We start from the raw sequence: 21032 nt of genomic DNA on the forward strand, positions 1-21032 counted from the left end.
CGGTTGGTTTCTGGCTTTAAGGCAGCCAGTAGCCTTGGGTCACTAATTCTTTTAGCTACTTATGCACTATCGGGCGCTAACCGATCCTTATCCCTTCCTATTGGATGCATGCGGGATTCGTCGCTATCACATGCTGGCTTAACTGATAACAAGTGCAGCCAGTAAGAACACTCGGCAACTATCCGGAATTACCGGATAGTTGAACTAACCAGGATTAACTTGGTAGTAGTCAATGCAGTCGTTGAGCTGCTCGATGTACAACATTAGGTTAGTGACGCTGCGCTCTGGGTAATAAATCCCGCCTTGGTCAGGCTCGTACCACTCAAGAACAGGGGCGACTGGCTTGCATGAAGGGGCAAACACATCACGGCTTGTCGCGCATCCGCCCACTACTAGGACCAAACCGCTGAGCATGGCGGCTTTTAGCATCTTGCTTGATATCTTCATATTCTTGCTCCTGATGCTCAATTTCCTTAGCACGTTGAACACGCTCCCAAACCTCAATGACTTTAAGGATTAGCGCTCCAAGGATCGGGACGGATGATGCCCAGCCCACGACTAACTGCCGATATTCTGTGAGTGCTTATAGTTGCCTGCGGCCAGATTCCAAACCAAGTGCAACCACCACGGCCACTTTCGTTTGAACTCTTCAGACACTTGCGCATCAATCTGAGCAACAACCCCGACGACTGTTGCGACAAAGCCAAATGCAGCTACCGCCCAAGCTGGTGTGTCAGGCTCCATCATTCCCGAACTCGCCAGAGCGAAAGACGCAAACAGCAGAGCCACCACTGCGACCGTAAACTGATACAGTTTTTTCATTTCCTTTCTCCATTAAAAAAGCGACCGTTCTGGCCGCTTGTTAGTAAGTCCACATTACGGGTAACCCTTCCCGCCAATCCAGATGAACAAAGGTTTTTGCAATCCCAATCCCTCTCGCGCCATGCTTGCGGGCAATCTCTACAAGACGAAGTCGATCAAAGCCGTTATTGCAAGCGATATCAAAGGCCACGCCGTTGAAGTGTTGCCCGGGCTTCTCTTTACGCGCTTCACTCGGATGCTTTTCACATCTAAATCCAGAGCGAACGACCATAGCCTTACCAAACTCATCACGAACCTTCTGCAGTTGGTCTAATGCTGATTGGCTCACCTTGTTGCTCCCACATCCACAGGAGCAGTTCAACTTGATATCCGTTTTGGGGTTAAAGTTCTTGGTTTGAGCAAGTGCCACGAGCACCTCCTTTGGCGCGTTTCTTGTCGAAGTAGACATAAACATCAAAGATAAAACGAGCAGCTATCAGAGCTAAGCCCCCCAAAGAGATTAAGTTTGCGAGGGTAATATCTGGTGTGGATGTAGCCGTTTCTGCAGCTTGTTGGGCTTTTGCTGCCACTTCATTACTGAAAAAGCTAACGCCACCGCCTCCACCGTAAGCAATTAAACGGCCTTTGAAGTCGTGCAGCTTGAGCCACACTTCAGAAAAACAGAATGACATCAGCTCTCTCGACTCAAATTTCAGGCATAAAAAAACCGCCAAAAAGGCGGCTTTCAGAATTCATGTGTATTTATCCATACTGGATATTTGCATAGTAATTTGACAGATTCTGTTTTTCAACCCCAATCCTAAAGAGTTTTTGACACAATGAGTCATAGCCCAACAATATCGTTCTGATGGACTCAATGTGAGGTTGGATAACATCAAAATTAGATTGGTAGTAACGCTTGCGTTTTTTCTTGTACGTTTCGGAGTTAACCTGGTTAGCCACACAATCATGTTCCACCAGCGCATTGATGATAGCGGTTCGACTCGCTACTGGCTTATAGTGCCCCTCACCCGCCACGAACTGAACGTCAGCACCAGCCATTTGCTCGAGCGCAAATCCACCAGCGACCAAAGGAAGAATAGCTTCGATACGTTTCACCACCTTTGCTTGTAGAGTAATACCTGTAAAACAGCACTCCACGAGCCAATCATTCAGCAGGTGCTCAATAAAGCGATGAGTCAGACTTTGAGAGTTCCAAAGTGGCGAAGCGTAGGCAAAGAACGCCCAATCAGATAAGTGAGGGTGTACCGTCTTAATCTGCTCCAATGTAGAAAGCACCTTACCGGCATCCAGTTTAGAGCCCATTTCAATATCAGCCATGCCAAAACCACCGCCACCAGCACCTTCGTTGTACTTAGCACGGATAGCCTCCGTCGCCATTCCAATCGCCGCTGACATCTGCCACTTTTCGATGTTTACACACAAACCCATAATATTATTTCCCCTCACCACAATGTTGAATCAATCAAATTGGACAGCTCAACCACCAATGATAAACTGTATATATATACAGTTAAATGGTAATCCCTTTTTGAAATGTACAAGACGATTCAACGCCTGGTAGGACACCGCATATACAGAATTGGACCTGATGGCCCATGCGGCTACAACAGCACCGAAGATAATGTATCGGTGTTAATGGCCAGTGGAGACTGGAAGACAATCCCTTTTGGTGGCTTTATGGAAGTGGGCAACGTTGTGGGTGTAAGACGACTGAAGATCATGGATGTATCTGCACTCTGCTCTGATGTTGACGGGTACGAAGTTGTTTATACCATCCCTAGATACCACTACCTGGTAGGAACGTACCTAAACGGAAAGTGCTTTATCCTGCTTTATGATGGGGAGGTAAAGCACTACCTGGACAAGAACGCTGACCAAGACACCAAGAATAATGTGGTTTGGCTATAGATAATCAAACCTATAAACCTACTGCTTACTGACAATTTTCAGAACCCTGATCTGGCCAACATAAGTAATTTAATGTTAGCGAGCTCATTTTAAGCTCGTCTGACTTTACGAAATCTTCAGGTCTCTGAACGTATTCAACATTGTCTAGAATTTCTCCAGCAGTATCTTCAATTTGTTTCATTATTAAGGCTGGATAAAATTTAGCATGTAGTGATTCAACAAAAGAACTCATCACTTGATCTAATTCAGTATATACAATTTCAGGGACATCTAGTTTAAGTGCCAAAACTAATATAACTTCATAAGACTCCGCTTCATCATCTTCCGGGGATACGTATGCAAATAAATCTAAAACATGTGAAGCGTTTTTTTCTAGACACAAAGCAAACAGGTTGTTTGGTTCTTCATTTCTTAGATACGGTAAGAAACGTGTATTAAACCCATGAGGGAAAGGAGCTCGAGTGTACTTCGCAGCTAACCAAGTAAGCAGTATCTGTTGATTGACTTCATCTAAAGCTTGGAGGTCGCCATCTGCATCTGACACAAATCCTGTTAACAACTCATCTTTTTCAATTGTGGTTTGTAAAGCTAGCTCAAAGCACCAGTGCTGATCATTTATGCGTAAATATAGCTTTTGAAAGTTTCTGCCGTTATAAAATTTACTGTCACCAATTTCTCGAGGTCTAAGGAGTCGACCAACGAGAAGTTCAACACTACTAACAGAACCACTATTGATATCACAATCTTGCGAAATCAATAGTAGTAACTGTTTGTCTAAAACAGGCTTAGTTCTCTTCCTTGCTTCGGAGCGACTATCCATCAAAAGCTTTCGCGCATCTGCAGTTAGACTACTGCCATAAAAATGAACTCCTTGGCGAAAGCCTTTCATGATCAACTCGCTGCCTGCATTTGACATATACTTTTTCTACCTAATTCGAGTGTTTGATATGTGTCGTTCAACTTGTTGTTTGTGAGATACTCTTACTTCTTTCTTATTAGGTCGACTATCCATAGCTAACTTAATAAGCGAGCAAAATCTTTGTAAGTTGATATTTGGTCCTTCAGCTTCAAAATGCTTTAATAAGGTTTTTCCCTCAATCTTGACAGCTTTCAAAATATGGGAGATTGAACCATATTTTTCCTCTGCCACCTTAGCAACTTCGTAAAGAGATTCATATAGTTCGACAGGACCATCACCCTTTAAATGGTTGTATACCGTAACACGCGAAACTTTGAGAATATTAGCCATCTGAGAGTAATTTATACCCAGCGATGACTTGATTGTCTCAATCATGTCACGAACACTTAAAACATCTTGAAAAGAACTTGTAAGTTCTTCCAATCTTTCGGATTCAGCAAGAGCATAGCCTTCACATTTAATTGTGATAACTTCACATTTTTTAAAGAAGCCTGAACGCCTAAACTCCGTTAAGTAATCACCACGAAATTGATCGATTGAAATAACTTGCACTGTATTCGTATCTGTCTTTTTTAGCCCATCTTCAAACTCAGTCTGATAAGTATTCCTGGCAATGATATCGTCAAAGCTATTGCTAGTATTCATGTAAGAATTATTCATAATGTTAATCTCTAAGCCGTAAACTCCCGATACCCCCACTCTTCCTTGCACAACGGAAGATTAATCATAGACTTGAATGTACTGCGATCATAAGTGTGTACTTTATCCAGAATATCTAAAGTTAGACTTTCGAATTTAGTTTCTACTTCCGGTATTGTCGAGGTTTGAGTCATCAACACAGCATAATGTGAATCTGTGCACTGCTCTATATTTCCATTTAAACTCAACGGTTGAGCAAACTGTTGTGAAGGTTCAACCAAACTATCAGGTATATACTTACGCACTTTTTTAGATAATTGTTCTACCGACACCTCAACTTTTAACCTTTCGTTGACCACTCTTTGCCACTCCAACTTTCCAAGTTGCAAGACATCAGTTTCAAGAGAAGACTTCTGAGATGTTAAAGGTAATGATACAAGTTCAGAGAAATAATCTGATAATTTGTGAGATATAGGAATTACAACATCTACATATGATAATGAAATCTCTCTGACTCTAACGTTATGCCATGGTCTCATTACTTCAATGAGCTTATCTAGAACAGTTGAGAGTCTCGTTTTAAAGGAACTATAGTCCTTATAGTCAGCTACTCGCCACTCTATAGTTTCGTCTGAAATAACCAAAGACTCACTGCGAGAAGACGACATGTAACATTTTCGATTAACAGGGTTTTGTTCTCGAACTGACGACTGTTCTATAACTATTTTGGGGGTGTTGAGATAAGCCTTATGAATCAAGTCACATTCGAACATAGCCTGCTCAAGCTGTACAATTTGCTCAGCTAGTAGGGTTGGGAGTTCAGTTACCGTTATTTTCGCAACTACATAAACTAACGGTGCTTTCTCAAAGTATCCACTCATTAAACGAACTCGCTTTACAATTTTTTTTACATGTTTAAAGTTTAGTCATCTTAGACCAAGTGACGAAGTTTTAACACGAAATATGTCAAATTTTTTGTAAAGCAACGCAACTATAGGACCGAAAACAGTCACCACCATCCAACTGTATCTCCAAGCTTTAGGAGCATATCTGTAATTACGAGTTGATATACAAAGACAAACCCGAAGACTGCGTGGAATCGAATTAAACGAACTCAAACCGAGAGTGATTCCGAAAATTATTAAAGAGTATCGACCAGCTATCTAGGGACTAACAAATAACGGCGTCAATGCCAGGTTTGAAGCATCTTCTCACCCCAACGCCCCAACCATCAACGCTCGGTTAATAGTCTCCTTCACATGCCAGAGCTGATCGCCGTGTTGACGTTCCCAGGCGTTCACATTGCGGTGTAGCTCTTGGTGATGATCATGACAAAGCGGGATGGTGAACATATCCGAGGCCTTACTTCCCATCTTTCCTTCTCCATGGCCTATTAGGTGATGGGCGATACCTGCAGTCTTGCCACACACTCGGCAAGGTAACTTGCGCACGAACGAAAGGTATTTCTCGCTCTCCCAACGGATTGGCTTAGGCTTTCTTAGGTACATGGCTGGTGGATCGTCATCTATGACCAGTTTCAGTACCGGCTTTGCTAATCGTTGTAGTTGCTCTAGCTGACCTTCGAATACATACCGGGCATCTGTATCCACGTTTCCCAGCACACCAACTCGCTTGCTGCCCTCTTCTCGTTTGAACTGACGATCGAGAACAGACTGCGGCAATAGCGAATACACGTCATTGCGAACGGCCCACCAGCATAAATCAACATCCGTGATGCGCCTTACTTCACCATGCAGCTGGCGAGAGACAACCATCAGACCGTGACGAACCGTATTCTTTCGGGCTATCGAGAATGCCTGGTGACTGTCGTCGGCCATGTTGTCGTGATGCCAACACAAACGAATCGCCCCCTCACCGGTTACTCGAGTTTTCAGATTATGATTGCAGTAGCCTTCATCCTTTAGCTGACACTCTGAAATCGTATCAACATACTTAGCCGTGCTACCGATAAGCAGTTGCACGTCTTCATTAGCGAAGAACGCCACCAAAGAGAGGTCATCCGAAGACAACCCTCCAGCGGTCTTTGTGGCCAAACGTTGATTGGGAGAAACTAACCCGATCTTACCGTCCACCAGCAAGCGTTGAATCGCCTCTTTGTTTGGGCTTAGCGGAATGAGCGCGGCATTCAGTGTCGGGACCACATCCAAGCTGACTTTTAGCATCTTCCCTACCTTAAGCGACTTTCGATTCAAGCAACGGCTTGGTAACCAGCTGCTTACCCATCTCGACCGCTTTGTCGTATTCCAAACGAGCCCCTTTCGAAAGCTGCCAGCCATCCAAAAACACTACCGTGTCGCAGCAGGCCAACATTGGAATACAAATGTGCATGTACTCTTCCCACTCAAAACCATCCGGCAGAATAGCGGGGTTCATGACAATACACCCACGGCGTTTCAACTCATCTTCCATCGCAAAGAACGCTGGCTTGTTAAACTCTGGTAATCCCGTCATTGGGCCTGCAATGTAAACCTTCTTCACGATAACGCTTCCTTTAATGTCTGTACTGCCTTGCCGCTTTTGATCATACTTCCGGTGAATCGTAGAACTGACCAACCTCGTAATGCTGCTTCGTTGTATTTCTCGCAATCTTTCTCATAACCACTGCCGCGAGTGTGACGACCTCCCGTCCAGGTACCGCCTTCCACTTCCACCGCCAGTTGCTGCTCTGGGTAAGCAAAATCAAAACGCCAACGTCTTGTCTCATGGAATCGGTATTCCTTCTCGGGGAGATCTAACCCCAATGCTTTGATTTGGAGAAGAAGCGTTTGCTCTAATGCGCTCATGCCGTTGCCTCTCCAAATACCGGCTCTAGCTTTGCCATTAAGCGAGTAGAACGGCCTCTGCCTTCCACCTCCAAATCAGTGACGAAATACGGTTTGCCATCATGGGTATAAACCCGCTTGTTCTCATAGCAAATACACAAGGCATCGACCGCTTTGCTATTGGGTAATACTCGAATGATCTTCACGCTGCCACCGCCTTTAAATGACCTGTTTCAAGAAGCTTTTTACGCAGCCAGATCTCACCCTTTCCGGTGATCAATGCTGTGTGGCTTATTCTGGTTTGGGAGTTAGTTTCGTAAGTGCCCTGCTTCACCGTAAAGTAACCACGCTCGACATAGTCTTGATACGGCAAGTTGTAAGAGTCTCCACGGCTCATGAAGATCTTTAACTCTCGTAGTACACGGAAAATAGTGACAGGTCCTAAACCTACCGTTTTTGCAAACTGACCAAGCTTCACGCCTTTATCCGCTCCGGCAATCGCATCAGCAAATTCTGCTTTTGGTGCTGCGATAGCTAATGCCTGGTTCTTTTCTTCCAGTTCCTTGGCTTGGTTAGCCGCTAACTGCAGTGCTTCAGCAAATGATTGGGGAACTTGAAGCTGAGTTTGCTTTTCTAGCTCATGCCAGCGATCGACCAGTGCCGCAGTAAACTCAGGTGATAACTGAGCCACCACAACATAGCTATCACGCTTGTCGACACGATAAACGGTTGCTGGCTTTCCACCTCCAACGGTCGGTTCCTGCATTGCAGTAAACGATATAACTCCTGATCTTCTCATTCTTTCCATGGAAATTTTCACGTTATCGTGACGACTTCCCGTCAACTCAGCAATCTCTCGACTGCTCATCGTCATCTCTGTATTTGTGCTTAATTCAAACATTTGCCTGTCTCCCTAGGCCCTTATCCAAATCTTGTTTGTGCTGCCAGTTCTCGTGTCCGACATCCGATGTATTTCCACACCCTGCTTGCGAGCCTTGGTGATCAACTGAGTTAACTCCAAAGCAGAAATCCCTAACTCCCTGCAAAGCTCTCCAGGTACCCAAACCTTAGGCCGCGAAACCATCACGCCAACTAACTTCTCCACCATCTGAATCCACCTCCGCTAGCTGATCTAACAATTCCCTGCGTTCGTCCGACAGACGCTTGATTTTGTTCTTACTGGCTTGAATCGCCTGTTCAGCCCCGCCATAGTTCATCACGCGCAGCAGGTGCTGGTTCTCGTTGTCGATGTCCATCTCAAGCTGACGAACCTTAGATTTGATCTCGTCACCGTCCGATTTGGCTTGCTGCGGTTGCTGCTCTGGCGGCAAGTAACGCCCCTTGTCTTGCTCACGGCCAAGCCAACCTTGAATAAACTTCTCGATACCCTGTTTGGTTTTTCGCTTACGGGGATTGGCATCGCACCAACCGATCATTTTTTTCAGTTCAGCACGAACATTCACTGCACCGAACAAATCCGAATAGCGGTCGATGTCCGGTTGAGTTACTCCATGAAACTCCCCTTTCCTGTTCAAAGGAATTTCAAACAACGCTGGTTCTGCTTCGAGCGGTTCGCTCGGAGCAAGATCTTTACTTGATGGTTCTATTGGTGGATCTATTGGTGGTTTATAGCCGGATTCCGACCTACCCCCAGCCGGAATTTGACCTACCCCCTCTGGTTGTTTCGTCTGTTCGAGTTTCGAACGTTCGACTTTTGAACAGACGAAATTCGACTGTTCAAAATCCGTCTGTTCATCTGCTTTCTTTTTCAACAGCATTACAGGCAATTGGTACTGGTTATTCGAACGGACTAAGCGACCTGTATCCGCCTTTTTGAATTGGTTCTTTTTGAATAGCCATCCACCCTTTTCCAGTTTCTTAAGAGTGGATTTTACTGTGGTAGGTGAAACACCAGACTTACGAGCAATAGTATCGATAGACGGCCAACACAGACCGCTATCGTCCGAATGGTCAGCTAGGCAAAGCATTACCAACTTATCAGAACCTTTAAAACTCGGAATGTCCCAAACGTAGCTCATTACCTTTACTGACATGCTTCTGCCTTCCCTACTACCAAACGTTTATTACCTTGACCCAACACAGCAAACGAGGTGGATGACGAAACCACATCAAAACCACTTAATGCGATAGCATCTTCAATAGCCGTGTCGATTGATTTGGTCAGCAGTGAGAACTCCCCACTGCTGAGCTGCCGACCGGATAAGTCAAAATACGCAGCAGAAAAAGACATCACTTACCCCCTGCCCAGTCGGCAAACGAACTGCGTGGTTTGCTCTTTGCCAGAGATCGTGACTTTGGTTTTAATGCCGACTCATGCTGCTTGGCACTCGCCTTAAACTTGGCGTTCCCCATCGCAGCGCGACGGAGGTGATCAACCTGCTTTAAACGCTCACTTAATTCCATAGCCCTGCTCCTGTGTCATTCGGCTTACAGTTCGTTTACTTACCCATCTCCAATCGCCTGGTTTAATTGCTACGAAATAGACGTAGTTATCAAAAACTAAGACGGCCTTAATTCTTGCGCGATGGCGCTGTTGTGTTACTCTTTCCATTGAATCGACCTTCGTTTGCTGATTCACAGCCCTAACAAGTTGCAGCTTGTTAGGGCTTTTCCATTTCCAGATGCTCTAAATATCTTTGGGTCTTTGCGTTAATCGCCTTGAGCGCTTCCTTTTCCAGTTGTTTCTTAACTGCGGCGTTCTGCTCCAGCGCAATAGAACTGCGATAGATCTCTACCAACTGCTCTATGGTGTTGAGCGTTTCCATCACATTCATGACAAGACTCCCGAAGACATATCGCCAAACATCATGGCCATGCTGATACCACCAAAGCGGCTTTCAGCGGCATAGCCAATCGTCATGGCCGAAGCCACCAGCGTATGAATGGATGAAGACAAACGGCTGACCCCATTGGCAGAAAGCTTGTTTACGTTAAGTTGCTCGGCCATCTCACCAAGTGCCTTAGTAGCAACCAAAAACTCGGTATTTAGATTTGCCTGGGAGTTGTAGTTAAACGGCATAGGTGTGCACAGCCCTACTTCTTTGCATAGTCCGTCGATCATGCTGTAGTCCCCAGACTCTTTGGTGAACGCAATAACATCATCAACAAACAACTTTGATTCCGGTTGATTGGTGTTAAAGCGTTTCTTTAGTCGGTTGCTGTAATCCACTTCTGTGTAACCAAGCCTTAACGCAATAGCGCGCAGGCTATGGTGTTTCTTAAAACGAATAACGCCTTCATAGAAGCGAGGGAATTTCCCCCTGCCTTGTGTGTGGGTCATGGAGTACCTCCTTGGCAATCTGTAGATTGTTCTATCGTGGAATGTTGAGAAGTTCTTCTTTAGTGACGGGTGTTTCTGTCACTTGAGATAATTCCGAAATGATCGAGGCGTAATTGGTTTCACCAGTGAAATCCGTTCTAGGAAGTACACCTCTCTCACACCATTTATAAACAGCTCTATTACTAACGCAGCAAGCTAGCGCTACTTTTGGTACACCTATCTGAGTAATAACCTGTTTTAGCATAATTTCGCCCTTACAATGAACTATAAGTACATATTATGACGGAACTGAAAGTACAATCAAGAAGTTTTACTATTGAACCTATGGTTCATAGTGAAAATGTGCGTTCAAACTTCGCCCAAAGGCTTGCACAGGCCTGTACAAAAGCTGGGATAGAAGATCATGGAAGAGGCGTTATTTTAGCTAAGGCACTTAAAGTGACGCCAAAAGCTGTAAGCAAATGGCTTAACGCAGAGTCAATGCCGCGCCAAAATAAAATGGAAGAATTAGCGAACCTCCTCAAAGTTGATCTGTTCTGGCTGCAGTACGGAAAACAACACAGCGGTTCCAACCCCAACGAACCTCAACAACCAACGGAAGCCAATGCGGAAATTTTAGGAGAAATTGACGCATGGGATCGTAAAACCCCACTTTCAGATGATGAGGTAGAAGTGCCATTTTTTGCAGATATTCGCCTTTCAGCTGGCAGCGGTGAAGTAGCCGAACGTGAACATACTGGTCTTAAACTGCGTTTTGCTAAATCGACATTACGCCGCTACAACGTTCCGCCAGAGTGTGCTGTATGTGTAAAAGCAACGGGAAATAGCATGGAACCCGTATTACCGGACGGTTCAACTGTCGGGATTGATACTTCTAGCACTGGAGTCGTGGATGGAAAAATGTACGCCATTAATCACTCAGGTGAACTTCGCGTGAAGCTCTTGTACAAAACACCAGGTGGTGGATTAAGGGTTCGTAGCTACAACGCCGAAGAACACCCCGAGGAACGCTACTCACAGGACGAAGCGACAGATATTGTCGTACTCGGAAGAGTCTTTTGGTATTCAGTCATGTTGTAACTAACCGCCTACGGGCGGTTTTTTGTATCTGCAACAATAGCTTTCTTGGTGTTGAGCACTATCACATATGCATCAAAAACCTGATGATCTTTGTGCATATATTGAGATACTAAAGTTCTATTTTTATTGAGAATTAATTTGGATAGTTAGGATATCGGTATACATATGAAAAATATAATTTTTAGTGTTATTGCTGCTTTATTAATTACTGGCTGCGCACAAAATAAAGTTGATTACGGCAAAGCCTCACTTCAGCTTGAGCTTGGCATGTCAAAACAAGAAGTGGTAAATATTCTTGGCGAGCCGAAACGAACCGATGTAACCGAAAGTCGCACACGTTGGGTCTACTGGAATCCTGAAACCTATGGTTTTACTACCTTCGACAATGAATTGCTATCTAGTGACAGTCTCGTGGTGACGTTCAAAGATGGGGAAGTGGCAAAATGGGGTAAGTCAAACCTGGGTCCAGACATGGAAGAGATCTACGAGCAGCAACAAAAATTATACAGTAACCCTATAAAAACCGAAGTCACTATAAAGTCAGAATAAATAACACTATAAGTTCACTCACTAGAGAAATCCTCTTTTTAGATAGCCGCCTTCGGGCGGTTTTTTTGTACCCAATACAAATAAATGTACTTTTGGTTCTTTACTTAATATGTACTTATGGTACATTTGGCTCATTCCAACGACTTACCCCAGCAGCTGGTGGGGCGAATAACCACTGCACCGGAGCGTCTCTGCCTATGTCTGTCTTACGACGAAAAGTGAAACGGTGACCGGAAGTGACTATCCAAGGATGGGAACGGGAATGCCCTTACTAAGGGCACAACCTAAAGCCTTTCAGATCAAGGGTTTTAGGGTGTGGATAACCAATCTTGAGGAACAAATCATGAGCCAAGAAGCAGGCAACCTAAGCATAGAAGACCGTACAACCAACTTTCCTAAATTGATGCAAGAGCTAGATGGCGGCGTTATCTCCAACGTTATTGGCCTTGCACTCTCTAACGTTTCACGCGCTGTTTCTTACAGCGATAAGCAAGGCGAAGTAAAGCTGAACCTAAAGCTCAAGCCAATGGGTACCAACAACGAAATGGTAGAAATCACGGCAAATATGTCAGTGAAAGAACCTAAAACGGGCTTTGGTGCCAAGAGTGAGGACTTTCAGTACACCTCTATCGCCTACGTCGGCAAAGGCGGAAAACTCACCTACGACCGACCAAAAGAAGACATTCACGGCCAAGCAGTTATTGAAGAAGGTCAGCTTCGCGAAGTACGCGGCTAACCCAGTCCACCAGCAATCACTCTAAAGAGAGAACAGATAAATGGATAAATCAGCAATCCAACAGATTCAAGAATCAGCGAATGCCCCACAGTTCTTAGAACAGTTACAGAAGGCAGGTTTCCCTGTCGCGGCTCTGCCTCAGTCTTTCAATCTGCATGATTTAGAAGAGTACATGCCAAACCGCAATTATTTCCGCGGCACAATGCGTACAGCTAACATCGACGAGTTCGTGCGCTATCACGAGCACTACCAAACCGAAGGTAACCAATGCTTTATTGATGCTGACCAAATGGCCGCAGTCACTATCTTTGATCTTGGTACTCAAACTGTTCCTGGTCACTGTAAGCACCAAGCAAAATTGGTGTTGCGCCAAACGGCTGCATTTAAAGCGCTCATCAATATGGATGAGAAAAAGAACAACCAAAAACAACTGGCTGAATGGGTCGAAGACTACAGCGAATTTGTTCAGGTGTTCTCTACAACTGGTGAGCTAATCGAAAACTCTGTGGCTTCAGCTGCGATTCGTAACATGAAATTCGAAGCGAAAGCTGGCCGTGAATCAAACGTGGATGATTTTAGCCATCACCAATCTGAGTACGAGTCCATTGCCGTTCGTACTAAAGAAGAGTTCCCGATGCCTGCGGTGTTTAAGTTCACCTGTATTCCGTACTTAGGTTTAGCAGAACGCACCTTTGAAATGCGCATGAGCACCATCGGTAACGAGATCCTAGTTCTACGCATCAAGAAGCTTGAGCAACACGAAGAAGAGATGGGCGAAGAGTTCCAAACCAAACTTCAAGCTTGCTTTAAAGAAGGCGAGATCGAGATTGATACCTTTATCGGTTCGTTCTCCAGCTAATCATGTTGGCGGTGGCGAACGTTGCCGCCAGTTTTTCAGTTGATCAAATAAGGTGACGTAATGAAAAAACAACAGTGCACATGGGAAATGGGTGATACGAGTTATCGACTCAGTTCTGAGAGCAGACCAATGCACCTATTCGTTCGGCTACAAGCTGGTGATTTAACGTTTGCCGCCACTAACCCAATCTCTATTAGCATCCATCTCGAGCAGTTAACCGTGCCAGGTGAGAAATTCTACACATTGACATTAGGTGACCTGACCCTTTGCACTCTGCCGGAAGCAGCAGCAAAAGAAATCGGAAAGGTACTCGATTGTGAAGTGTGTGAGAACTGCGAGAAGTGCGGAAAAGAAGCTGAGCTCACATGGGATGAAACGGGCGAATACATGTTTATTTGTGATGAGTGCTACAACGACCAGGAGTTTACAGAATGAAGAACAAGTTAACTGACTTAAACGATCACCTATTTGCTCAGCTAGAACGGCTAAGTGATGAAGAGATAGTTGGCGACCGCCTTAAAGAGGAAGTTGGGCGCGCCAAGGCTTTATCAAGTATCGCTAAAGACATCACTTCCAACGCTCAATTGATGCTTGATGCTGCAAAATTCAAAACCGATTTTCGTCACGCAGAGATACCGGAGCAGTTGTGTATTACTCAGAAGAAATGAAGGCATTCATGGCGGAGCATTATGCTAACGCTCCGATAAAGGATTGGCTTGATGAGTTCAACAATAAATTCAATTGCTCAGTAAACAAAAAGACTATGTATGGCTCGCTAAAACGATATCAATTCAAAGCAGGCCGCACTGGTTACTTTGTTAAAGGCCAACAGCCGCACAACAAAGGCAAGCCCATGCCAGCAAGAGGCAAATCAATTGAGACTCAATTTGGTGGAGTTCGCAGCAACAAGAAAGACGATGAAAAACCATTGGGCTCAACTCGTGTTGACGTAAAAGACGGCTACTTGCTAGTGAAAGTAAGAATGGGAACGAATGCCTATGAATTAGCTCATCGTGTTTTGTGGGAGAGCGTTCACGGGAAAATACCCGATGGTCATGTGATCCGGTTTTACGACAATTCGCCTGAAAAAATAAAATCACCAACGATAGAAAACTTGTTCATTGTTGGCCGTGCGGTTCACGCCAGGTTAAACAAAATGGACTGGAAAAATACACCACTCAGCATAAGAGAAACCAAGGTTTTAATCGCCAGGCTTGAGCAGGAGATTTTAGATAAGCAAGGACTGCAAGCATGAGTCTAACCAAAGAACAATATATAGAAGCACAACGCATCGTTGGTTCAATACAGGGTAATGGAAGATCAAAAGCGGTGGGAAAGTACTTGCTTGAACATCCAGGCAGAAACTCAACCTATCAGATTAGTAGTGATTTGGGGGTTAAACCTCAACTGATTTGTAAGGCCATCTACTACCTGCGTGGTAAGGGGCTGAAAATCAAATCTGAACCTCGCTCTATTTATCCTTACTACGAACTAACCATGGATGAGAAAGACAAGGTGCCAAACAAGAAAACGTCTGTAAGAGGCGATTCTAATTGCGAAGGCTTCCGCTTTGTCAAAAAAGCCCATCCGTTCAAGCCGAATGTTTTATTACCGCAGTGGAGAGCGTGAGATGTCAGAAACCAAAAAGCCAAACGAACACTTTGTTAAACGTCACTTAACCAACAAGCTCCAAGCACAAGGCATCTCTGGCCACCAGCTGGATGAAGCCATCGAACGTGGCATTCAGTACTACCACTACGGTACTTACGACAAAGCAAACACCATCCAATGCTGTGTTAACCATGCACTGCAATACGTTAAAGGAGAGCTTACCCATGGCTAATGCAACTTTTCAAACCGAACTGGGCGCGGTGACAGCAAAAGGCCCCTACTTCAGCTTTATTCAAGGTCGTGAAGTTATTCAACTGACCTTCATCAAACCAGAGAACGAAGCCAACGGCTACGGGGTATGTAAAGAGTTCCCGAGTGATATCAGCCTATCACCCGAGTTTATGACCGACTTTGCAGAGCAATCCATAGACCTGCTCTAACTTCTCGTCCCTTAGTTCATTTATGTAATTCGCCTATGCCCCATCACTTGATAACGGGGCATTGCAGGACTTTTATTTTCATTATTTATTGGAGGTTTACCGATGAGAACATTTACGGTGATTCAATTAGAGCCTAGCCGCTGGGTGAAAGAAGATCTTTTGATGGATTTGACGGGTATGTCTACCAATGAAATCAAAGACTATCGTCAGTTTCGTTGGGTTGAAGGCGTTCACTTTAAAAAAGCATCCGGTAAGAGTAGTGGTGGTGGCAAAAGTTTTAAGTATGACCGTGTTGCCATTGATGAGTTTTCAGCAAGAGAAAGGGTTGCGTAATGAACACACCAGAAGGTGTAGAGATCCGCGGTAAGTCTATCCGCATTAGTTTTACTTACCGCGAGATGCGCTGTCGGGAGACACTAAAAGGATGGGAAGTCACCAAAGGCAATCTCAAAAAAGCAGGTCATCTACGCGCTTCTATACTTTCTGAAATTTCATTGGGCACTTTTGATTACTTGTCACGCTTTCCAACATCAAAGAAAGCACAACTCTTTGCGACGCCAGAACAGCGTGGTAAGAACCTTACCGTTCGCGAGTTGTTTGATGACTATATTCAATTGAAGCAAACGACAATGGCCTCACAGTCACTCTATGTATTGAGTACCACAGCAAGAGCATGCTGCTTGTTTGTTGGGGAGGAACGTACGATTTCCACCATCACGATCATGGATGCACTCAAGTGCCAAAAGTTAATGGTCGACTCCCCTACTCGCACTGGTGCGTCACGTAGCGCAAAGACGATCAATAATATGATCAAACTGCTACGCCGATGCTTTGACCTAGCGGTGAAGTCAAAATTTATCGATGATAATCCATTCCTGCATGTTGATCTGCTTAGTGGTGGCTCTGGCGAACCGGACCCACTAGAACTAGAAGAATTCCACCAGCTAATAGAATCAACGACCAACTTACAGCAGCGGAATATGTTCACCTTAGCCATATACACTGGCATGAGAACTGGTGAACTTTGTGCGTTAGCCTGGGAAGATGTTGATCTAGATAAAGGGACGATCGAGATTTCTCGCAATGTCACGATTGAACGAAAATTCACAACACCGAAGAATAAGAAGTCAGCAAGAACTATTCATTTGCTCGAGCCTGCCCTTAACGCTCTCAAGTCTCAAAGAAAGCTAACCTTGTTTAGCCCGGTGAGAGATATTTTTGTGGAAGTAAAAGGTTCAAACACCTTTCGCCAGGAAAGCGTTCGATTCGTTTTTATCCCAGAACGTCGTAATGGCCAAGCACCTAGCGAGACTTATAAGACGACAACCTACAATCGACTATGGTCACGCGCACTAAAGCGAGCGGCTATTCGCCACCGCTGCTCATATCAATCTCGTCACACCTACGCTTGTTGGTTGATCACCAAAGGAGCAAACCTGTCATTTATCGCAGAACAGATGGGGCACAAGAGCACGATGATGTTGGAACGTGTTTACGGCAGGTTCATGAAGTCGCACTCTCACGAGCAGATCGAATACTTAAATGGGATCATGGCTTCAAATAAATAATGGGTACTCGGAAACTAACTGTCATGAAATTAGCACCAGAGCCTAAGTATAAGACCTTATATTCTCAACTTCGCAAAGAGCATGAGGCACTAAAGATTGAGTGTGAACTACTAAAAGATAAAGTGTTTCGCTTAAGCGATATGGTTTTATCTGGGAACGTTGGAAGTGTAGTTGTGTCTAACGGCGATTTCATGCTCGAAGTACCCAAGCGCATTGCTGAATGGATGATTGAATATGACTTGCCTTGGCAGGTTTTTAAGTGTGAAACGCATGGCGACTGGATCACTGAACTTGATTCCAGCTTTCCTTATCACATGGAAATGTGCAAATGCGACAAATGTAAATAGTTTTCGATTGTCCCACCAGCGCCCCACTTCAGTCGGGGCGTGATAGCTACTAATAAAAACAACCACTTATAGCGTGGGTGTATATACCACACAAATCTACACTCACGTTATCGAAAGAGGAGCAAGTGGTGTCCTAAGCCCTCTATCAAACCTTTAAAAAGAAAAAGCCACCAAATTGATGGCTTAATATAATAATTTCAACAGATTACTAATGGCGTTCGCCCAGTTTAACATTGCCTTTTGAGTCAAACCAAAGAGCTTGAGCGCGACGGCGGCCAAGCAACATTGGGCCATCATCATAGAACAGGAAGTTCTTCCAATGCTTTTTGAAGATAGACCACTTGGTTTCGATGACGTTGTACTTCTCGTAACAGAAATAAACGGTAACATCGTCTTGCCAATCAATATGTATTTCAACTTCGGTTGGCATGTTTGGCTCGTCTGATTCCCAAGCGGCCATCCAGTCGACAGTTTCTGACCAGTTGGACTCTTTCATCGGCCAATCTTGAGAGCTCAAACGGTCCATATCAGGGCTTTGCGCACTGATGTTCTCTTTCCAGAACTGAGCGGAGCGAGCCTGACTCATCGGCTTTATCTGCGCTAAGTCTTCTTCTGGTACCGGCATCGACTGGTGAGTAAAAATCCATTTTCTTTGGTATTCGTCCAAAGGCAAATAAGACATTCAGTCTCCTTTATTACGACTTCAGCCAACCTTTATCGGTGGCATCTTCAATTATTTCTTTCGCTTTGTCCCACAATGTGACAGAGCCAAGTTCAATTCTTTTGTTAATAGTAAGCGCTTGTTCACGCGTTACGCCATGTTCTTGCCAACTCTGACCGTCATTATGATAATTCAGAAGCATTGGTATTAAACGGTCGAGGGCTTTTGCATACTTTGCATCGTCAGTTTGTGCGGCTTCAAATTCATGCCACAATACCAATAGCTCTTTGCCTTGCTCGCTTGGCAGCATTCCGAATAAACGTTCTGCGGCTTTGATTTCTTTTTCCGCCTGCTCTTTTGAAGCGGCCGTATCATAAACAAAGGTGTCGCCCGCGTCGATCTCTACGACATCGTGGATCAACAGCATTTTCATGACTCGGCAAATATCGACCGGAGCATTGGCATGTTCTTCCATCAAGACGGCCATCAGAGCTACGTGCCAACTGTGTTCTCCGCTGTTTTCCAGTCTGCCTTCCGCGCTTTTAACACGGGTTCGGCGAAGCACATTTTTCAACTGATCCAACTCTATTAATAGCGTTAGCTGCTTCTCTAGTCTTTCCATATCATCGAGCCTTTGGTTGCCAGTCAGGTTTAGTCAGTGAGGTTAAGATATGATCTTGCCACTCGCCATCTATCAAAAGATAGTCCTTCGCATAGCCTTCTTTATTAAAGCCAACATGTTCCAGAACCGCTTCGCTGCGTTTGTTGTGTGGCATATACCCTGCTTGAATTCGATGCATATTTTGTACGTCGAACATGTAATCACAAGCCATTTTAAGACCACGACGCATGTATCCGTTACCCTGCGCCGTTTGGGCAAGAGAGTAACCAACGCTGCATGAGTGGAACGGGAAGCGAACCAGGCCGCTGAAGGAAATTGTGCCTAACATGCGTTGTTTTTGGGTATCAATAAGAAGACAGTAATAGCCAAGCCCCTGACGATGGAGTTCGCTTAGTTTAATGAGTTTTTGTAGCCAACCATTGACGGTAAAGAAGGCGTCCTCGCGGGTTGGTTCATACGGCTTTAAGTACTCGCGATTTACCTGAAAATATTCGGCAATCATATCTGCATCAGCGATTTCCGCAGTACGCAGAAGTAAGTCGCCGTCCAACTTATGAACGGCGACGGATGAACTTTTATCTTCCATTACAAATGACAACGTCCGTTTTCTCTTCGTTCAGGATTAATTTTTACGAATCCCATAGTCACGCAGTTTATTGGCAATTGACGTATGTGATACATTCAAACGCTTCGCCAGCTTGCGACTTGATGGGAATGACTGATACAAACGCTCAAGGATCTGAGACTCGTAATCACGCATGATCTCATCCAAAGAGCCATCTAAATTGAGTGTCGCACTGCCACCACCGACAGATTGAGGTTGTGGCAAATTAAAGTGCTCAACCTTCAATAAATGACCATCCATCTCGGTTAAAGCTCGCAGAACCATATTATCCAGCTGACGCATATTACCCGGCCATTGGTAGTTTGCGAGTCCGTCGATCAAATCTTCGTCGAAATCAGGTTTATCAATACCCAATTGCTGCGCGTGCTTGGTCACAAACAACTCTAATAGTGGAGCGACATCATTAGAGCGCTTGCGTAAAGGAGGAATCGTCAACGTAAGAACGTTCAGGCGATAGTATAAATCTTCACGGAACATCCCCGCTTCCGACAGCTCAGCAAGGTTATGCTTAGTAGAGGCGATAATGCGCACATCAACGTGCATTTCATCCTCTGCGCCAACTCGACGGAAATTACCATCCTGAAGAAAACGCAGTAGCTTGATTTGCAAGTGTGAGCTCATCTCACCAATTTCATCCAAGAAGACGGTGCCGCCATTCGCTTGTTCAAAAATGCCTTTGTGCCCCTGCTCGTGGTTAAATGAGCCTGGCGCATGGCCGAACAGTTCAGTTTCAGCCACATCATCTGGCATAGACGCGCAGCTCAGTACGAGGAAAGGCTTACTCGCTCGGCTAGATCGGCTGTGACACGCTTTTGCCAGCATTTCTTTACCAGTGCCAGTTTCACCTTCAATCAATAAAGGCTGATCAAGGACAGACAACTTCTTGGCTTGGTTCATCAATGCTTTATGGCGGTTAGATAATCCGACAAAGTGTTCAAAACCAAGCGGGTTATGCAGCGGCACGGCTTCTTCAATTCGCGAAACTTGCTGGCTGGAGCGAATCGTGATCAACGTACTCGCCAGTGTCGAGTTTTGCGCTTCATCTTTAATATAAACTGGCATTAACTCAAGAATGTAATCCAGACCATCAATTACCAGATTTTCACGAGTTCGGGCATTCACCCCTTCTGACCAGCGGGAGAAACGCATGCTTGGTAATAGCGTACCAATTTGCGTACCAATCACCTCTTGCTTGTGCAAACCTAGCAGAGACAACGCAGACATGTTGGCCATGTCTACCGCGCCTTTTAGGTCGATAGCAAAGACGGGATCTGGCAGATTATCCACCAGCGAAAGCAGCTCGGTATTATGGCGTTCCATGGGCATGAACTGGATTTTACGTACGTCTTTAACCCCCGAAATACGTCGGATTTCGGCCATTAATTCGCTAAAGGTATCAAAATCAATATCCGGGCAATTCAAATATATAATGCCGCTGATATCAATCTCGATACCACGCAAGTCGATACTTTTAGATGCTAAAATATCGAGCAGTTCTCGGGTAAGACCGAGTCTATCTTCACATAAGACTTCAAGACGCACTGAAAATATCCCAATTC

General features: G+C 44.8%; 37 protein-coding genes and 1 pseudogene. 15 read left to right on the forward strand and 23 right to left on the reverse strand.

The window, feature by feature from the left end; all coding sequences use genetic code 11:
- Positions 1-204 precede the first annotated feature (204 nt).
- The 5 genes from VEJY3_RS09795 to VEJY3_RS09815 form a co-directional block, all read right to left on the reverse strand.
- Positions 205-447: a hypothetical protein gene (locus VEJY3_RS09795; RefSeq protein WP_014232310.1), complete on the reverse strand. Its 243-nt coding sequence runs from the start codon at positions 445-447 to the stop codon at positions 205-207.
- Between the two features lie 111 nt (positions 448-558).
- Complete coding sequence (locus VEJY3_RS09800) at positions 559-822, reverse strand: hypothetical protein (protein ID WP_014232312.1); 264 nt, start codon at positions 820-822, stop codon at positions 559-561.
- A 40-nt stretch (positions 823-862) separates the two neighbouring features.
- Positions 863-1150: a D-Ala-D-Ala carboxypeptidase family metallohydrolase gene (locus tag VEJY3_RS09805; RefSeq protein WP_158308259.1), complete on the reverse strand. Its 288-nt coding sequence runs from the start codon at positions 1148-1150 to the stop codon at positions 863-865.
- 52 nt (positions 1151-1202) lie between these two features.
- Positions 1203-1493, reverse strand: coding sequence for a hypothetical protein (locus VEJY3_RS09810; protein ID WP_014232314.1), 291 nt, complete (start codon positions 1491-1493; stop codon positions 1203-1205).
- 70 nt (positions 1494-1563) lie between these two features.
- Positions 1564-2253: a hypothetical protein gene (locus tag VEJY3_RS09815; RefSeq protein WP_014232315.1), complete on the reverse strand. Its 690-nt coding sequence runs from the start codon at positions 2251-2253 to the stop codon at positions 1564-1566.
- 105 nt (positions 2254-2358) lie between these two features.
- Here VEJY3_RS09815 and VEJY3_RS09820 point away from each other — a divergent pair, with 105 nt between their 5' ends.
- On the forward strand, positions 2359-2733 hold the full coding sequence (locus VEJY3_RS09820) for a hypothetical protein (RefSeq protein ID WP_041170240.1): 375 nt from the start codon (positions 2359-2361) through the stop codon (positions 2731-2733).
- Between the two features lie 25 nt (positions 2734-2758).
- Here VEJY3_RS09820 and VEJY3_RS09825 read toward each other — a convergent pair whose 3' ends face one another.
- The 14 genes from VEJY3_RS09825 to VEJY3_RS24780 form a co-directional block, all read right to left on the reverse strand.
- Positions 2759-3649 (reverse strand): hypothetical protein, encoded by an 891-nt coding sequence (locus tag VEJY3_RS09825; protein ID WP_014232317.1) that lies wholly within the window; start codon positions 3647-3649, stop codon positions 2759-2761.
- Positions 3650-3658: 9 nt separating this feature from the next.
- Positions 3659-4312, reverse strand: coding sequence for a hypothetical protein (locus VEJY3_RS09830; RefSeq protein WP_014232318.1), 654 nt, complete (start codon positions 4310-4312; stop codon positions 3659-3661).
- A gap of 11 nt (positions 4313-4323) precedes the next feature.
- Positions 4324-5172 (reverse strand): TIGR04255 family protein, encoded by an 849-nt coding sequence (locus VEJY3_RS09835; protein WP_014232319.1) that lies wholly within the window; start codon positions 5170-5172, stop codon positions 4324-4326.
- A 330-nt stretch (positions 5173-5502) separates the two neighbouring features.
- Entirely contained in the window at positions 5503-6474 is a 972-nt protein-coding gene (locus tag VEJY3_RS09840) for a DUF968 domain-containing protein (RefSeq protein ID WP_014232320.1), read from the reverse strand.
- A gap of 10 nt (positions 6475-6484) precedes the next feature.
- A complete protein-coding gene (locus VEJY3_RS09845; RefSeq protein WP_014232321.1) occupies positions 6485-6790 on the reverse strand; it encodes a DUF4406 domain-containing protein in 306 nt (101 codons plus the stop codon).
- Positions 6787-7095: a hypothetical protein gene (locus tag VEJY3_RS09850; protein WP_014232322.1), complete on the reverse strand. Its 309-nt coding sequence runs from the start codon at positions 7093-7095 to the stop codon at positions 6787-6789. The genes VEJY3_RS09845 and VEJY3_RS09850 overlap by 4 nt, the downstream gene beginning before the upstream one ends.
- On the reverse strand, positions 7092-7280 hold the full coding sequence (locus tag VEJY3_RS09855; RefSeq protein WP_014232323.1) for a hypothetical protein: 189 nt from the start codon (positions 7278-7280) through the stop codon (positions 7092-7094). The genes VEJY3_RS09850 and VEJY3_RS09855 overlap by 4 nt, the downstream gene beginning before the upstream one ends.
- Entirely contained in the window at positions 7277-7975 is a 699-nt protein-coding gene (locus VEJY3_RS09860) for a phage antirepressor KilAC domain-containing protein (RefSeq protein WP_014232324.1), read from the reverse strand. Before VEJY3_RS09860 ends, VEJY3_RS09855 begins: the two co-directional genes overlap by 4 nt.
- Before the next feature lie 166 nt (positions 7976-8141).
- Positions 8142-9128, reverse strand: coding sequence for a helix-turn-helix domain-containing protein (locus VEJY3_RS09865; RefSeq protein ID WP_014232325.1), 987 nt, complete (start codon positions 9126-9128; stop codon positions 8142-8144).
- Positions 9119-9325 (reverse strand): hypothetical protein, encoded by a 207-nt coding sequence (locus VEJY3_RS09870; RefSeq protein WP_014232326.1) that lies wholly within the window; start codon positions 9323-9325, stop codon positions 9119-9121. Before VEJY3_RS09870 ends, VEJY3_RS09865 begins: the two co-directional genes overlap by 10 nt.
- Positions 9325-9498, reverse strand: a complete 174-nt coding sequence (locus tag VEJY3_RS25720) for a hypothetical protein (RefSeq protein ID WP_086027146.1) — start codon at positions 9496-9498, stop codon at positions 9325-9327. The genes VEJY3_RS09870 and VEJY3_RS25720 overlap by 1 nt, the downstream gene beginning before the upstream one ends.
- A gap of 197 nt (positions 9499-9695) precedes the next feature.
- Positions 9696-9869 carry a hypothetical protein gene (locus tag VEJY3_RS25725; RefSeq protein ID WP_158308260.1) on the reverse strand — a complete coding sequence of 58 codons (174 nt, stop codon included), beginning with the start codon at positions 9867-9869 and terminating at the stop codon, positions 9696-9698.
- Complete coding sequence (locus VEJY3_RS09875) at positions 9866-10375, reverse strand: phage regulatory CII family protein (protein ID WP_014232327.1); 510 nt, start codon at positions 10373-10375, stop codon at positions 9866-9868. The genes VEJY3_RS25725 and VEJY3_RS09875 overlap by 4 nt, the downstream gene beginning before the upstream one ends.
- A 31-nt stretch (positions 10376-10406) precedes the next feature.
- The gene (locus tag VEJY3_RS24780) at positions 10407-10619 is read right to left on the reverse strand and encodes a hypothetical protein (RefSeq protein WP_020335501.1); all 213 of its coding nucleotides are present in this window, start codon (positions 10617-10619) and stop codon (positions 10407-10409) included.
- Positions 10620-10654: 35 nt separating this feature from the next.
- Here VEJY3_RS24780 and VEJY3_RS09880 point away from each other — a divergent pair, with 35 nt between their 5' ends.
- From VEJY3_RS09880 to VEJY3_RS25555, 14 genes and pseudogenes are all read left to right on the forward strand, one after another.
- Positions 10655-11455 carry a helix-turn-helix transcriptional regulator gene (locus tag VEJY3_RS09880; RefSeq protein ID WP_014232328.1) on the forward strand — a complete coding sequence of 267 codons (801 nt, stop codon included), beginning with the start codon at positions 10655-10657 and terminating at the stop codon, positions 11453-11455.
- A gap of 165 nt (positions 11456-11620) precedes the next feature.
- Positions 11621-12004: an outer membrane protein assembly factor BamE gene (gene bamE, locus VEJY3_RS09885; protein WP_014232329.1), complete on the forward strand. Its 384-nt coding sequence runs from the start codon at positions 11621-11623 to the stop codon at positions 12002-12004.
- 343 nt (positions 12005-12347) lie between these two features.
- Positions 12348-12740, forward strand: a complete 393-nt coding sequence (locus VEJY3_RS09890; RefSeq protein WP_014232330.1) for a hypothetical protein — start codon at positions 12348-12350, stop codon at positions 12738-12740.
- 40 nt (positions 12741-12780) lie between these two features.
- Positions 12781-13599 (forward strand): DUF2303 family protein, encoded by an 819-nt coding sequence (locus VEJY3_RS09895; protein WP_014232331.1) that lies wholly within the window; start codon positions 12781-12783, stop codon positions 13597-13599.
- A 60-nt stretch (positions 13600-13659) separates the two neighbouring features.
- A complete protein-coding gene (locus VEJY3_RS09900) occupies positions 13660-14034 on the forward strand; it encodes a hypothetical protein (protein ID WP_014232332.1) in 375 nt (124 codons plus the stop codon).
- The gene (locus VEJY3_RS09905) at positions 14031-14267 is read left to right on the forward strand and encodes a hypothetical protein (RefSeq protein ID WP_014232333.1); all 237 of its coding nucleotides are present in this window, start codon (positions 14031-14033) and stop codon (positions 14265-14267) included. Before VEJY3_RS09900 ends, VEJY3_RS09905 begins: the two co-directional genes overlap by 4 nt.
- Positions 14246-14854, forward strand: coding sequence for an HNH endonuclease signature motif containing protein (locus VEJY3_RS24485; RefSeq protein ID WP_148263133.1), 609 nt, complete (start codon positions 14246-14248; stop codon positions 14852-14854). The genes VEJY3_RS09905 and VEJY3_RS24485 overlap by 22 nt, the downstream gene beginning before the upstream one ends.
- The gene (locus VEJY3_RS09915) at positions 14851-15228 is read left to right on the forward strand and encodes a hypothetical protein (RefSeq protein WP_014232335.1); all 378 of its coding nucleotides are present in this window, start codon (positions 14851-14853) and stop codon (positions 15226-15228) included. Before VEJY3_RS24485 ends, VEJY3_RS09915 begins: the two co-directional genes overlap by 4 nt.
- A gap of 1 nt (position 15229) precedes the next feature.
- Positions 15230-15442, forward strand: coding sequence for a hypothetical protein (locus tag VEJY3_RS09920; RefSeq protein ID WP_014232336.1), 213 nt, complete (start codon positions 15230-15232; stop codon positions 15440-15442).
- The gene (locus VEJY3_RS09925; protein ID WP_014232337.1) at positions 15435-15650 is read left to right on the forward strand and encodes a hypothetical protein; all 216 of its coding nucleotides are present in this window, start codon (positions 15435-15437) and stop codon (positions 15648-15650) included. The genes VEJY3_RS09920 and VEJY3_RS09925 overlap by 8 nt, the downstream gene beginning before the upstream one ends.
- A 102-nt stretch (positions 15651-15752) precedes the next feature.
- The gene (gene xisR, locus VEJY3_RS09930) at positions 15753-15983 is read left to right on the forward strand and encodes an excisionase family protein (protein WP_014232338.1); all 231 of its coding nucleotides are present in this window, start codon (positions 15753-15755) and stop codon (positions 15981-15983) included.
- Complete coding sequence (locus tag VEJY3_RS09935; RefSeq protein WP_014232339.1) at positions 15983-17218, forward strand: site-specific integrase; 1236 nt, start codon at positions 15983-15985, stop codon at positions 17216-17218. The genes xisR and VEJY3_RS09935 overlap by 1 nt, the downstream gene beginning before the upstream one ends.
- Before the next feature lie 23 nt (positions 17219-17241).
- Positions 17242-17565, forward strand: coding sequence for a hypothetical protein (locus VEJY3_RS09940; protein ID WP_014232340.1), 324 nt, complete (start codon positions 17242-17244; stop codon positions 17563-17565).
- Between the two features lie 79 nt (positions 17566-17644).
- Positions 17645-17722 (forward strand): annotated as a pseudogene (locus VEJY3_RS25555) (integrase); the annotation flags it as partial.
- 51 nt (positions 17723-17773) lie between these two features.
- Here the strand turns inward: VEJY3_RS25555 and VEJY3_RS09945 are convergent.
- Genes VEJY3_RS09945 through tyrR form a run of 4 tightly spaced genes read right to left on the reverse strand, consistent with a single transcriptional unit; the run spans position 17774 to position 21015 of the window.
- Positions 17774-18247, reverse strand: a complete 474-nt coding sequence (locus tag VEJY3_RS09945; RefSeq protein WP_014232341.1) for a DUF2947 domain-containing protein — start codon at positions 18245-18247, stop codon at positions 17774-17776.
- A gap of 13 nt (positions 18248-18260) precedes the next feature.
- Positions 18261-18848, reverse strand: coding sequence for an HD domain-containing protein (locus tag VEJY3_RS09950; RefSeq protein ID WP_014232342.1), 588 nt, complete (start codon positions 18846-18848; stop codon positions 18261-18263).
- A gap of 1 nt (position 18849) precedes the next feature.
- On the reverse strand, positions 18850-19434 hold the full coding sequence (gene rimJ, locus VEJY3_RS09955) for a ribosomal protein S5-alanine N-acetyltransferase (RefSeq protein WP_014232343.1): 585 nt from the start codon (positions 19432-19434) through the stop codon (positions 18850-18852).
- A 36-nt stretch (positions 19435-19470) separates the two neighbouring features.
- Positions 19471-21015: a transcriptional regulator TyrR gene (gene tyrR / locus VEJY3_RS09960; RefSeq protein WP_014232344.1), complete on the reverse strand. Its 1545-nt coding sequence runs from the start codon at positions 21013-21015 to the stop codon at positions 19471-19473.
- Between the last annotated feature and the right edge of the window lie 17 nt (positions 21016-21032).

It is taken from the genome of Vibrio sp. EJY3 (assembly GCF_000241385.1).
Lineage (GTDB): Bacteria > Pseudomonadota > Gammaproteobacteria > Enterobacterales > Vibrionaceae > Vibrio > Vibrio natriegens.